The organism is Streptomyces sp. NPDC054932 (genome assembly GCF_053610205.1).
The window spans coordinates 26050-37896 of sequence record NZ_JBSGXU010000069.1; the positions used below are offsets into that span (position 1 = coordinate 26050).

An 11847-nucleotide genomic window follows, 5' to 3' on the forward strand; every position below is an offset into this window, starting at 1 on the left:
GCACGGCGTCGAATGTGGTGTGCACCCACCGGGAGCGACCCGCTAGGATGCTGTCCGTGCCGTGGTCCCCGGACCTGCGGCACGCGCGTTGCGGGTGTAGCTCAATGGTAGAGCACTAGTCTTCCAAACTAGCTACGCGGGTTCGATTCCCGTCACCCGCTCAGAAGTACGAAGGGCCAGGTCAGAGGATGTTTCCTCGACCTGGCCCTTCGTCGTTGCGGGGCTGCGGCCGGGCGGCCGCGGTGGGCGTCGGCGCGTCGGCGGACGGGTGTGGTGCTCACCGGATCGGGGGTCCCCGGACTCAGGGTCGCTCCCGACGCGCCGGCCAGCCGCGGCGGCGCGAGAGCCGCTCCACTCGGTCGGACAGGTCCTGCGGCACGTCCAGGCCCCTCTGCCTCGCATCCGCAAGACGGTGCCTCACGTGCCCGAGGATCCGGTCCAGCTCTTCGTCGCTCCGCGCCGCGAAGTCGGCGAGGTCCCGCGTCATGAACCCATTGGCACGCACGGGGTTCAGAGCTTGATGTTCGCGATCATCGTCGCGAGGGAGTTGAGGAAACGGTTCACGTCGTCCGCGATCGAGCTGGACGCGAGGAAGAAGCCGAAGAGCGCCGCGACGATGGCGGGGCCCGTCTTGATGTGGTTGCCGCGGATCAGCACCACCAGGATGACCGCCAACAGAACCACCACTGACAGCGAAATGGCCACTACTGATCACACCTTCGGTCGTCCCCTGGTCGGCCCGGGGCGCACGGCCAGGCACACCCCCACATGGACCATCCTCCCACCAACGGACCCCGGCTATACGCCCCGTGACGAATAGCCATGGTTCCGTTTCCGCCAACCGGATGTGCGACAGGAATATTTCGGGCGCGGGGCACGGATCACGGGGTGGCGAGGCCGAGGAGGGAACGGATATTCGCATACTTTACGGACAGCCTCTCGCGCGTCGCGGTGTCCAGCACGGAGAGGCGTACGGGGTCCGCGTTGTGCGCGATGTCGGACTCCTTGATCAGCAGGGCGCCCGGGGTGGCCAGGATGCGGGCCGCGTACTGCTCGACCGGTTCGCCCGGGCGCTTGGTGACCGCGAGGACCATGTCCTTCACCGTCTGCGGGAGAGCCGCCGAATCCAGCCAGGTGAGGCTGAGGGCCTCGTCCTCGATGGCGTCGTGGAGCCAGGCCGCCGCCTGCTGTTCGGGGCTGCCGCCACGCAGCCGGACGCCCTCGGCCACGGCCGCCAGGTGTTCGGCGTACGGCCGGCCGGCCTTGTCGGTCTGGCCCTCGTGCGCGCTGCGCGCGAGGGCCTCGACCTCGATGAGGGTCAGGGGGCTGTTCGTCATGCGATCTCCCTTGCCGCTGCGCCGAGGGCCTGCGCTGCCCGGCGTACGTCCGCTTGCGTGGTACGCCAGTTGGAGAACGCGGCGCGCAGGGCGGCGGTTCCCCCGTACACGGTGGGAGTGACGAAGACCTCGGCGGCCACCGCCTCCCGCAGCGCGGCCAGCCGGTCCGGCGTGGGGTCTTCGGCGAGGGTGAAGCAGACGACGTTCAGACGGACCGGGGCGAGGAGGGTGAAGGCGGGGTCCTGCGTCAGTACGGCGCCCAGGGCCCGGGCGCAGGCGATGTCGCGCTCGACGATCTCGCGGTGGCCCTCGCGGCCGTACGCGCGCAGCGTGAACCAGGCGGCGAGGGCGCGCAGCCGGTGGGAGTTCTCCGGGGTGAGGTGGACGAGGTCGGGGTGGTCGCCGAGGGGGCCGAGGTAGGCGGCGGAGTTCTGGAAGACCCGGGCCTGAAGGTCGGGCCGGCGGGTGAACTGGACGGCGCTGTCGTAGGGGACGTTGAGCCATTTGTGCAGGTCGACGCAGAGCGAGTCGGAGGCGTCGAGGCCGTCGGCGAGGTGCGCGTGCTCCGGGGAGAGGGCGGCGAAGGCGCCGAACGCGGCGTCGGTGTGCAACCAGAAGTCGTGGCGTTCGCGCAGGGCGGCGACGGCCCGGAGGTCGTCGAAGTCCACGGTGTTGACGGTGCCCGCGTTGGCGACGACCACGGCCGGGCCGGGGGTGTCGGCGAGGGCGCGCTCCAGGGCGGCGGGGTCGGCGGCCTCGCGGCCGGGCAGGGTCGGGACCCTGACGAGGGAGGACCGGCCGAGGCCGAGGACGGACAGGGCCTTGGCGATCGAGGAGTGCGGGGCGCCGGAGAGCACGCGGACCGGGCCGAGGGCGGCGGCGCCGTCCTCGGCCGGGCTGACGCCGAGGCGCTCGCCGAGCCATTCGCGGGCGATGGCGAGGCCGGTGGTGTTGGACATGGTGGCGCCGGAGACGAAGGTGCCGGAGTGGTCGGCGGTCAGGCCGAAGAGGTCGCGGAGCCAGCCGACGGTCTCGCGTTCGAGGTCCTGGCCGCCGCCGTCCAGCGCGGAGTTGGAGTTCTGGTCGTGGGCGGCGGTGAGCCAGTCCCCGGCGAGGGCGGCGGGGGTGGCGCCTCCGGTGACGAAGCCGAGGTAGCGCGGTCCCGCGGAGGCAGACAGCCGCGGCTCCCACCGGTCGCGGAAGGCGGCGAGGGCGGAGTCCGCGCCGGTGGCGTGCTCCGGAAGGGGCTGCGGTGCGTACGGCTGTGCGGTGGGCGGTACGACGGGACGCGCGTCCAGGGTGGCGAGCGCGTCGGCGGCGGCGCGGCGGGTGGCGTCGAGGAGTTCGGGGAGCCGGGCGAGGTCGGCGGCGAGCGTGCGGTCCATGGGGGGCACGGTAGGCGGCGCCGGGCCGGCGGGGGTGGGCCAATCCGCACCGAGTGGCCCGCGCGCCGCGACCGGTATCCGCCCGGCCCCCGGCCCCCCGGCCCCGGCCCCGCCTTCTCAGTGCCGGGCCGGGTGCAGGGCGCGGCGGGCCGGCAGGGTGGTGCAGGCGAGGCCCAGGAGGAGTACGGCGGCCACGAAGGAGCCGTAGACGAGGGGCGGGACGTACGGGGCCGCGCCGGTGAGCGCCTCGGTCAGCGGGAACAGGGTGGCCAGGGCGATCGCGGAGCCGAGGACGATGCCCGCGCCGGTGATCAGCAGGGCCTCCCAGCGGAGCATGCGGAGCACCTGGCGGCGGGTGGAGCCGACGAGGCGCAGCATGGTCAGTTCGCGGCGGCGGTCCAGGACGGTCATCACGAGCGTGTTGGCGGCGGCGACGGCCGCGAAGCCGCCGAGGACGGCCGCCATGGTGGTGTTGGCCCAGGCGTTGAGCTCGCGGTCCGTGTTGCGGGCGGTGGTCCAGCCCTTCCGGTCGGTCACGGCCCCGAGTTCCGCGAGGGCGGGCGAGCTGCCGCGGACCAGCAGTTCGGTGGGGGCGGGTGAGGTCAGGTGCCCGGTGAGGTCGGCGGCGGGCAGGGTCACCTCGCCGAGGCCGAGGCCCCGGGTGTAGACGGCGACGATCTCGGACGAGGCCGGGGTGCCGTCGGGAAGGTGGTACTCCAGGCGGTCGCCGATCCCGGCCCCGGCGGTGTCGGCGAGGGTGCGGTCGACGGCGGCGGTGCCCGGGCGCAGGGCGTCGAGGCTGCCTTCGCGCACACCGAGGTCCTGGACCCGGGCGAGGTCCGCGCCGGAGCCGGTGACGGCCTGGGCGGAGGCGCTCTGGAACCAGCGGTCGGTGCCGGAGCCCACGACGGTGACCAGGGACGTACGGGTGATCGGGACGGCGGCGGTGACCCCGGCGGGCAGCGGCCGGGTCGCGATGTCGGAGGGCGGCGCGGTGACGACGTGGTCGGCGAGCAGTCCGGCCTCCTGCTGCCGGGCGGTGGCGCGGTCCGTGCTGGTGTGGAGGAAGACCAGCGTCGAGGAGAAGGCCATGGCGAGGACGATCGGGGTGATCGCGGAGGCGAGGCGACGGGCGTGGGCCCGGGAGTTGGCGGCGGCCAGTGCGGCGGAGGGGCCGCTGACGCGCAGCGGGAGCCCGAGTACGGCGGCGCAGGCGCGGGCGATGAGCGGGCCGAGCAGGGCGACGGCCAGCATGAAGAGCATGACGACGCCGAGGGAGGCGTCGGCGGCGTCGGCGCCGCTGCCGGTGGCGGCGAGTCCCGCGCAGGCGGCGCCGCCGGCCAGGGCTGCGAGGCCGAGGGGTGTGCGGATCCAGCCGGGGCGGACCCGTTCCACGGCGGCGTCGGCGAGGGCCTGACCGGGGCGGATGCGGGCGGGGCGGCGGGCCGCGGCCCAGCCCGCGAGCAGGGCCGTGACGAGGCCGACGCCGATGGCCGCGGCCAACGGGATCCAGGAGACGGAGAGTTCGACGGCGGCGGGGACGGCTCCCTTGGCCTTGAGCTCGCCGAACCACCAGGCTGCGAGGGCGTATCCGGGGAGGCAGCCGAGGGCTCCGGCGGCGGGCGCGACGAGGAGGGCCTCGGTGGCGACGGTGCGGCGGATCTGGCGCGGGGTGGCTCCGACGGCGCGCAGCAGGGCGAACTCGCGGGAGCGCTGCCCGACGGAGAGGGCCACGGTCGCGGCGGCGGTGAAGACGGCGACGAGGGTGACCGTGCCGCCGAAGGAGCCGCCGAGGGCGGTCAGCAGTTCCTTGGCGGCCTCGAGCTCGGGGGCGACGGCGCGGTCGGCCCCGGTGAGCACTTCGGCCCGGCCCGCGACGGCGGCGGTGGCCGCATCGGCGAGTTGCCGGTCGCTCGTGCCGGGCCCGGCGGTGGCCGGGAGGAGTGCGATGGCGTCGAGGGAGCCGGGGTGGCCTGACAGGGTGCGGGCGTCGGCGTCGGAGAACCAGGCGCCGTGGTCCCCGGTGTGTCCGACGACGCGGAAGTCTCGCCTGCCGACGGGGGTCTCCAGGCTGACCCGGCTCCGGTCGGCCGTGGCCGCGGTCACGCCGGCGCCGAGGACGACCTCGCCCGGGCCGGGCGCGCGGCCCGCGCCGAGCTTCGTACCGGTGAAGGCGGTGGAGCCCCAGCCGGACGCCTCGGAGGTGGCGCCCGACGCGTCGCGCACGGGGAACACCACGTCGGGCACGGCCCGGCCAAGCGGAGCCAGCCGGTCCAGGAGGGCGGCGTCGACCCGGGCCCGTTCGGGAACCCGGGCGGAGATCTCGTAGGAGCCTTCTCCGCTGCCCGACCGGAGGCGGACCTGCTGGTCGGCGGTGATGACGACGGAGGCGCCGGCGTACCGGGTGGGCGGGACGGCGGCCCGCAGTCCGCTCTCGAGCAGGATGCCGCAGGCGCAGACGATGGCGACGGTCATGAGCAGGGCGATGAAGGTCCCGGCGAAGGCGGCCGGGCGGAACCGGACCGCCGCGCGGGCGAGACCGTTGGGGCGCGCAGGCATCAGGCGGCCGCTCCCGCACGGGCCGGGGCGGTGGCGGTGGCGGCGGGGCGTGCGGTGAGCGCGGACATCCGGGCGGCGACGGTGGCGGCGGGGCTGCGCGGCAGCCGGTCCGCGATGAGCCCGTCGGCGAGGAAGAGCACCTGGTCGGCGTGGGAGGCCGCGACCGGGTCGTGGGTGACCATGACGACGGTGGCGTTCAGGGAGTCGACGGCGCTGCGCAGGAGGGCGAGGACCTCGGCCGCGGTGGTGGTGTCGAGGGCTCCGGTGGGTTCGTCGGCGAAGACGACGTCGGGCCGGGTGACGAGGGCCCTGGCGATGGCGACGCGCTGCTGCTGACCGCCGGAGAGTTCGGCGGGGCGGCGGCGGCCCTTGCCCTCCAGGCCGACGCGGGCGAGCAGCTCGGCGGCGCGGTCCTCGCCGCGGGATGCGGAGCGGCCGCCGGCGAGGCGCAGCGGGAGCAGCACGTTCTGTTCGACGGTGAGGGAGGGCAGCAGGTTGAAGGCCTGGAAGACGAAGCCGAGCCGGCTGCGGCGGAGCTCGGTGAGCTCGTTCTCGTTCATGCCGGTGATCTCGGTGCCGCCGAGCCGTACGGAGCCCTCGGTGGGCAGGTCGAGTCCGGCGGCGCACTGCAGGAAGGTGGACTTGCCGGAGCCGGAGGGGCCCATGACGGCGGTGAAGCTGCCGCGCGGCAGGCTGAGGTCGATGCCGCGCAGGGCGTGCACGCAGGAGGCGCCGCGCCCGTACCGGCGCCGGACGCCCCGCAGTTCCACGGCCGCGGTGGTCTCGTACCCAGGCGCCGCCGAGGTGTCCTCGTGCCGCCGTCTGCTCCGCCGCAGCCCCATGGTGCTCCGCCTTCCGTGCTGTCGTCCGTCGTCGTCCGTTGGTGTCGTCGACGCTACGGATCAGCAGGTGGGAGGGGACATGGCGGAGGCTGGCCGGTCCGCGGTGGGGTAAACCCCACCCCGCGGCGGGGGTTCGTCAGGCGGAGCGGCGGATGAGCAGCAGGGCCCGGTCGTCGTTGACGTCCTTGGCGACCTTCTCGATCAGGTGCCAGGCCGCGCCCTCCCAGCCGGCGGCCACGTAGCGGTCGGCCTCGCCGGTGAGGCGGTCGATGCCCTCGCTGATCTCGCGGTCGGCCGTCTCCACCAGCCCGTCGGTGAAGAGCATCAGGACGTCGCCGGGGCGCAGGTTGCCGCGGGCGGCGATGAATTCGGCGCCGTCGTAGACGCCGAGGAGCGGGCCCTCGCCGGACTTCTCCTGCCAGCGGCCGGTGCCCGCGGAGAGCTGGAGGGCGGGGAGGTGGCCGGCCGAGAGGAGTTCGTAGTCGCCGCTCTCCAGGTCCAGGACGAGGTGGATGGAGGTGGCGAAGCCCTCGTCCCAGTCCTGGCGGAGCAGGTAGCCGTTGGCGGCGGGCAGGAAGCCGTGCGCGGGCAGCGCGCCGAGCAGCCCGCCGAAGGCGCCGGACAGCAGCAGGGCCCGGGAGCCCGCCTCCATGCCCTTGCCGGAGACGTCGGTCAGGACGATCTCCAGGGTCCGGCCGCCGTTGGTGCGGGCCGCGACCACGAAGTCGCCGGAGAAGGACTGGCCGCCGGCCGGGCGCAGGGCCATCTCGCGGTGCCAGCCGCGTGGCAGGGCGGGCAGCTTGCTCTGGACGCGGATGCGTTCGCGCAGGTCGAAGAGCATGGTGCCGCCGCGCCGCCAGGGCACGCCGACGCGGCTGCGGAACTGGGCGATGACCAGGCCGAAGAACCCGCAGGCCGCGACCACCAGAACGGTTCCGGGGGTGACGCGCGCCGGGCCCTGGGTATAGGGGCCGAGTACGAGGGCTTCGACGATCAGTGCGGCCGCGGAGGCGGCGTACAGGGCGAGGAGGCTGGCGGGGCGCAGCAGCAGTCCGCCGGCCACGATCGGCAGGACGAGGGCCGAGGGCGAGAACCAGACAGGCAGCATCATCGTGCCGCAGGCGATCGCGGGGACGGTGAGCAGCAGCCCGCCGAAGGCGAGCCAGTCGGAGGCGTCGCCCCGGAAGTAGTCGACGGCTGATTTGCGCAGGGCGGTGCGGCCCCGGTGCGACAGCATGCGCATCCGGGCCATGAGGGGTTCCACGCGTGCTCCGGCCATTGCTTCGGGACCCTATCCATCCTGACTGTGGATGCGCAGGGGTACCCCCGGACCTGGGCCCCCAGGCACCCGAAAACTCTTCGACTGCGACGGAGCGGCCGGGTGAGGATGACGGTATGGATCTTGAGATGCGCGTTTTGCAACAAGACGAGTGGGATATTTGGTTCGATCATCTGGAACTGGCTTTCGGTGGCGTGGCCGAGCCTCCGGAGGGCCGGAAACTGTTCCGGGCCCTGACGGAGCCGGAGCGTGCGCTGGGGGTCTGGCAGGGCGAGACGTGCGTCGGCTCGGCGGCGGCCTTCAGCTTCCGCCTCTCGGTGCAGGGCGGCGCACTGGTGCCCACGGCCGCGGTGTCCTTCGTGGGAGTCGCGCCGACGCACCGCCGTCGCGGCATCCTCGGCTCTCTGATGCGGCGCCAGCTGGACGACGTCCGGGCGGCCGGCGAGCCGCTCGCCGTACTGACGGCCTCCGACCCGGCGATCTACGGGCGCTTCGGGTACGGCCTCGCGACCTACGCCATGTCCCTGGAGATCGACACGACGCGCGTACGGCTCGAGGTGCCGCCCGGGACGGACGGGGTGCGGCTGCGGCTCGCCGACCCGGAGAAGTCGCTGGCCGCCTGTGAGCGGGTGTACGCCGACCTGGTGTCCCGGCGGCCCGGGGCGCCGGCCCGGCAGCCCGGCTGGGAGCGGATGGCGGTCACGGATCCGCCCGGGGAGCGGGCAGGCGCCTCCCCGCTGATGTGCGTGGTGGCGGAGCGGGCGGACGGCGAGGTCGCCGGGTACGCCCGCTACCGGGTCAAACCGGACTGGAACGCGTCGGGTTCGGACGGGACGGTCCAGGTCGAGGCCCTCGACGCACTGGATCCGGCGGCGACGGCCGCGCTGTGGCGCTATCTGTTCTCCATCGACCTGACCTGGACCGTACGGGCCGCCAAGCGCCCGGTGGACGACCCGCTGCTGCACCTGGTCAGCGACGTCAGGCGGTCGAAGCCGGCCACGCGCGACTCGCTCCACGTGCGCCTGGTGGACCTGCCGGCGGCCCTGGAGGCGCGCTCGTACGGGTCCGCGGTGGACGTGGTCGTGGAGGTCGAGGACGCGTTCTGTCCGTGGAACGAGGGGCGGTGGCGGCTGGTGGCCGACGCCGAGGGCGTCGCCCGGTGCACCCGGACTGCGGAACCGGCGGACCTGGAGCTGTCGGTCCGGGAGCTGGGTTCCGCCTATCTGGGCGGGATCACCCTCACCTCGCTGGCCGCGGCGGGCCGGGTACGGGAGCTGCGCCCGGGAGCCCTCGCGCAGGCCTCGCGCGCCTTCGCGGGCGACGTGGCGCCCTGGCTGCCCCACAGTTTCTGAACCACGGGCCCGCCGGCGGGCGGTCGGGCCGGCGGCGGGCTAGCGGGCCTGGCAGCCAGGGCACCAGAAGAGGTTGCGGGCGGCGAGGTCTGCGGTGCGGATCTCGCCGCCGCAGATGTGGCAGGCCATGTTCGCCCGCCGGTAGACGTACACCTCGCCGCCGTGGTCGTCCACGCGCGGCGGCCGGCCCATCGCCTCGGGCAGATGCTCGTCGCGGACGGTGTCGATGCGGTTGTTGCGCACGCCCTCCCGCATCAGGTCGGCCAGGTCGGCCCACATGGCGTCCCATTCGCCGCGGGTGAGGTCCTTGCCGGGCCGGTACGGGTCGATGCCGTGCCGGAAGAGGACCTCGGCGCGGTAGACGTTGCCGATGCCCGCGACGACCTTCTGGTCCATGAGCAGGGCGGCGACGGTGGTGCGGGACCGGGAGATCCGCTTCCAGGCCCGGTCGGGGTCGTCGTCCGGCCGCAGCGGGTCGGGGCCGAGCCGTTCGTGTATCGCCTTCTTCTCGCCCTCGCCGATCAGCGCGCAGGCGGTGGGTCCGCGCAGGTCGGCGTAGTGCTCCTCGTTCAGCAGCCGCAGCCGGACCGTGTCGGTCGCGGGCGGGGCCGGGGCGGGGCCGAAGCCGAGCTTGCCGAAGAGCCCGAGGTGGATGTGGATCCAGGCGTCGCCCAGTTCGAGGAAGAGGTGCTTGCCGTGCGCCTCCGCGCCCTCCAGCTCGCGTCCGTCGAGCAGGGCCGCGCTCTCGGCGAAGCGGCCCTGGGGGCTGCTCACGCGGACCGGGCGGGCGGCGAACCGCTCGGTGTGGTCCTGGGCGAGGCGGTGGATCGTATGCCCCTCGGGCACGGCGGACTCCTGGGAAGAATGAAAACGGCCGCGCCGCCCCCGGAGGGAGCGCCGCGGCCGGAAGCGGTATCAGCCCTGCGGGTGGTGGGCCGGGATCGGGGGGAGCTCGCCGGTGGTCTCGTAGGCGGAGAGCATCTCGATGCGGCGGGTGTGGCGCTCCTCGTCGGAGTACGGGGTCGCCAGGAACGCCTCGATGAAGCTGACGGCCTCGTCCTGCGTGTGCATGCGGCCGCCGACGGAGATGACGTTGGCGTTGTTGTGCTCACGGCCGAGCTGGGCGGTCTGGACGCTCCAGGCCAGGATGGCGCGGACGCCCTTGACCTTGTTCGCGGCGATCTGCTCCCCGTTGCCGGAGCCGCCGATCACGATGCCGAGGCTGTCGGCGTCGGCGGCGGTCTTCTCCGCGGCGCGGAGGCAGAACGGCGGGTAGTCGTCCACCGCGTCGTAGATGTGGGGCCCACAGTCGACGGGCTCGTGGCCGTTGTTCTTGAGCCAGTCCACCAGGTGGTTCTTGAGCTCAAAGCCGGCATGGTCGGATCCGAGGTACACGCGCATGCAACGAGTGTGGCACGTGGAGGCCCGACAGCCCGCAGCGGGTGTCGCGTAAGTCACTTCTAAAGCTCAAGTAAACCCAAAGAACGCAGATGGGACAGGGCGGGACCCCCGATTCGGACGTTCACCCCAACGCAACGATCCGGATTGAGGTCTTCCGTCCTGCGTTCATCTCAGGTTTGAATGCCGGGGCTCGCAACCCGAGAACCTAAGGATCCGTCCATGAGCTCCACGACGACCCTTCAGAAGGAAGGCGGCCCCACCGGCAACCCCGGTGACGGCCAGCCCTCCGACGGTCTGAAGGCCGGTCTCAAGAACCGCCACCTGTCCATGATCGCCATCGGCGGCGTCATCGGCGCCGGCCTCTTCGTCGGTTCCGGTGGCGGCATCGCCAAGGCCGGCCCCGCCATCCTGATCTCCTACGCGCTGGTCGGCGCGATGGTGGTCTTCGTGATGCGGATGCTGGGCGAGATGGCCGCCGCGAGCCCGAACTCGGGCTCCTTCTCGGCCTACGCCGACCGCGCGCTCGGCCGCTGGGCGGGCTTCTCCATCGGCTGGCTCTACTGGTTCTTCTGGGTCGTCGTCCTCGCGGTGGAGGCCACCGCAGGCGCCGCCATCCTGGAGAGCTGGATCCCGGCCGTCCCGCAGTGGGCCTGGGCCCTGATCGTGATGGCGGTCCTGACCGTCACCAACCTCGGCTCGGTCGCCTCCTACGGTGAGTTCGAGTTCTGGTTCGCGGGCATCAAGGTCGTCGCCATCGGCGCGTTCGTGATCGTCGGCATGCTGGCCGTCTTCGGCCTGCTGCCGGGCTCGGACAACCCGGGCGCGGGCTTCGCGCACCTCACCGACGCCGGCGGCTTCTTCCCCAACGGCTACGGCGCCGTCCTGACCGGTGTGCTGATGGTCGTCTTCTCCTTCATGGGCAGCGAGATCGTCACGCTGGCGGCCGGCGAGTCGGAGAACCCCCGCAAGGCGGTCACCCAGGCCACCAACTCCGTCATCTGGCGGATCGGCGTCTTCTACCTCGGCTCGATCTTCATCGTGCTGACCCTGCTCCCGTGGAACGACAAGTCGATCACCGAGAAGGGCTCGTACGTCGCCGCCCTGGACTCGATCGGCATCGCGCACGCCGGCACGATCATGGAGGTCATCGTTCTGACCGCCGTGCTGTCCTGCCTGAACTCGGGCCTCTACACCGCCTCCCGCATGGCCTTCTCGCTCGGTGAGCGCGGCGACGCCCCCAAGGCGTTCGCCAAGGTCAACAAGAACGGTGTGCCGGTCGCCGCGATCCTGGGCTCCACGGTCTTCGGCTTCGTCGCCGTCTACTTCAACTACGCCTTCAAGGACACGGTCTTCAACTTCCTCCTGAACTCCTCGGGTGCCATCGCGCTCTTCGTCTGGCTGGTGATCTGCTTCACCCAGCTGAAGATGCGCGGGATCCTGGTCCGCGAGGCGCCGGAGAAGCTGACCGTGAAGATGTGGCTCTTCCCGTGGCTGACCTGGGCCACCGCCGCACTGATCATGTTCGTGATCGGCTACATGTTCGTGGACGACGCCAACCGCGAGGTCGTCACCCTGTCCACCCTCGTCGCCGGCCTGGTCGTGCTCGTCGGTGTGGTCCTGGACTTCCGCCGCAAGCGGGCCCTGCAGGGCTGACCGCCCGTGCACGTACGCCGGAGCCCGGCCCGCCTTCGC

General features: G+C 73.0%; 10 protein-coding genes and 1 tRNA gene. 3 read left to right on the plus strand and 8 right to left on the minus strand.

The window, feature by feature from the left end; genetic code table 11:
- Nucleotides 1-90: 90 nt before the first annotated feature.
- A tRNA-Gly gene (locus ACWGE1_RS20025) sits at nt 91-161 on the plus strand.
- A gap of 349 nt (nt 162-510) precedes the next feature.
- Here ACWGE1_RS20025 and ACWGE1_RS20030 read toward each other — a convergent pair.
- The 6 genes from ACWGE1_RS20030 to ACWGE1_RS20055 form a co-directional block, all read right to left on the minus strand.
- Complete coding sequence (locus ACWGE1_RS20030; RefSeq protein ID WP_030008564.1) at nt 511-705, minus strand: membrane protein; 195 nt, start codon at nt 703-705, stop codon at nt 511-513.
- A 176-nt stretch (nt 706-881) separates the two neighbouring features.
- Complete coding sequence (locus tag ACWGE1_RS20035) at nt 882-1337, minus strand: HD domain-containing protein (protein ID WP_453421826.1); 456 nt, start codon at nt 1335-1337, stop codon at nt 882-884.
- Nucleotides 1334-2722, minus strand: a complete 1389-nt coding sequence (locus tag ACWGE1_RS20040; protein ID WP_453421827.1) for a pyridoxal phosphate-dependent decarboxylase family protein — start codon at nt 2720-2722, stop codon at nt 1334-1336. Before ACWGE1_RS20040 ends, ACWGE1_RS20035 begins: the two co-directional genes overlap by 4 nt.
- Nucleotides 2723-2839: 117 nt before the next feature.
- Entirely contained in the window at nt 2840-5281 is a 2442-nt protein-coding gene (locus ACWGE1_RS20045) for an FtsX-like permease family protein (RefSeq protein ID WP_453421828.1), read from the minus strand.
- Nucleotides 5281-6123: an ABC transporter ATP-binding protein gene (locus ACWGE1_RS20050; RefSeq protein WP_453421829.1), complete on the minus strand. Its 843-nt coding sequence runs from the start codon at nt 6121-6123 to the stop codon at nt 5281-5283. The genes ACWGE1_RS20045 and ACWGE1_RS20050 overlap by 1 nt, the downstream gene beginning before the upstream one ends.
- Nucleotides 6124-6259: 136 nt before the next feature.
- The gene (locus tag ACWGE1_RS20055; protein WP_453421830.1) at nt 6260-7402 is read right to left on the minus strand and encodes a PP2C family protein-serine/threonine phosphatase; all 1143 of its coding nucleotides are present in this window, start codon (nt 7400-7402) and stop codon (nt 6260-6262) included.
- A gap of 116 nt (nt 7403-7518) precedes the next feature.
- On the opposite strand from ACWGE1_RS20055, the gene ACWGE1_RS20060 reads away from it, so the two are divergent.
- Nucleotides 7519-8754, plus strand: coding sequence for a GNAT family N-acetyltransferase (locus ACWGE1_RS20060; protein ID WP_453421831.1), 1236 nt, complete (start codon nt 7519-7521; stop codon nt 8752-8754).
- Between the two features lie 39 nt (nt 8755-8793).
- Here the strand turns inward: ACWGE1_RS20060 and ACWGE1_RS20065 are convergent, their stop codons facing one another.
- Nucleotides 8794-9600, minus strand: coding sequence for an Fpg/Nei family DNA glycosylase (locus tag ACWGE1_RS20065; protein WP_453421832.1), 807 nt, complete (start codon nt 9598-9600; stop codon nt 8794-8796).
- Between the two features lie 69 nt (nt 9601-9669).
- Nucleotides 9670-10155, minus strand: coding sequence for a ribose-5-phosphate isomerase (locus ACWGE1_RS20070; protein ID WP_202201560.1), 486 nt, complete (start codon nt 10153-10155; stop codon nt 9670-9672).
- A 219-nt stretch (nt 10156-10374) separates the two neighbouring features.
- On the opposite strand from ACWGE1_RS20070, the gene ACWGE1_RS20075 reads away from it, so the two are divergent.
- Nucleotides 10375-11808: an amino acid permease gene (locus tag ACWGE1_RS20075; RefSeq protein ID WP_453421833.1), complete on the plus strand. Its 1434-nt coding sequence runs from the start codon at nt 10375-10377 to the stop codon at nt 11806-11808.
- The last annotated feature ends 39 nt before the right edge of the window (nt 11809-11847 follow it).